1 protein-coding gene and 1 pseudogene are annotated in these 1030 nt (G+C 51.9%); both read left to right on the top strand.

From position 1 onward, the window contains the following. The coding region (locus tag ACYPZI_RS16015; protein ID WP_459603381.1) for a ParA family protein at positions 1-606 on the top strand (606 nt) is incomplete at its 5' end. 29 nt (positions 607-635) lie between these two features. After that, positions 636-1030: pseudogene (locus ACYPZI_RS16010) on the top strand (restriction endonuclease); the annotation flags it as partial.

The following is a 1030-nucleotide window of genomic DNA, read 5'->3' as shown; positions in this document are numbered from 1 at the left end:
TCGATCTATGAGTGCCTGAACGGCGCGGCGCCCTGTCCGCAGGAGGCTGTCGTAACCACGGATACGGCAGGGCTTTACATCCTGCCCTCGCATATCAACCTGGTCGGTGCAGAGTTGGAAATGATAAGCCTTGAAAACCGGGAGATGCGCCTGCGGGAAGTCTTATCGCCGCTACGGGATGAATACGATTATATCCTGATAGACTGCTCCCCGTCGTTAGGGCTGATAACTGTAAACGCCCTTACAGCCGCAGGCTCGGTTATCATACCTGTACAGTGCGAGTATTTTGCGCTGGAAGGCATCACCAAGCTGCTGAATACGATCAAGATCATCAAGAACAAGCTGAACCCGTCGCTGGAAATAGAAGGCTTCCTGTTGACCATGTACGATTCCCGGCTGCGCCTGTCCAACCAGATATACGAGGAAGTAAAGAGCCATTTCCAGGAGCTGGTGTTCACTACGGCCATCCAGCGTAATGTGAAGCTAAGCGAATCGCAGAGCTATGCCCTGCCGGTATTGGAGTATGATGCCGATTCCCGGGGTTCGTCCGATTACATGCGGCTGGCCAGGGAACTGCTGGGCAAAAACGGGCGGGTTATCAGTTAGATTTAAAGGCATATCTTTTTATTTGTTATATGGATTTCAAAGAAACCTTAAAGCAATTGTCCGGGCGTGTGGGACAGCTCAAAAGCAGCCTTCACACGGAAGAAGCCACCAAGATGGCGCTTGTGCTGCCCTTACTTCAGGCGCTGGGCTACGACGTGTTCAACCCGCAGGAAGTAGCGCCGGAATATATAAAAAACGGGGAGAAGGTAGATTATGCCGTAATCAGCAGGGGGGAGCCTGTTATATTTGTCCGGTGCAAGCACTGGAAACAGGAACTGACCAACCATGACGAGCTGGCGCTAAGATACCTCTATGACCCAGGCATCAAATACTGCCTCCTGACCAACGGTATCGCTTACAAGTTCCATCTGGCCCTGTGGGAGCAAAACAAGATCGATGAAAGGCCGTTCCTGGAGGTTGACCT

Source organism: Dysgonomonas reticulitermitis (genome assembly GCF_054601275.1).
Note: the sequence above shows the minus strand (reverse complement) of the source record. Positions and strands in the feature narration are given on the sequence as shown.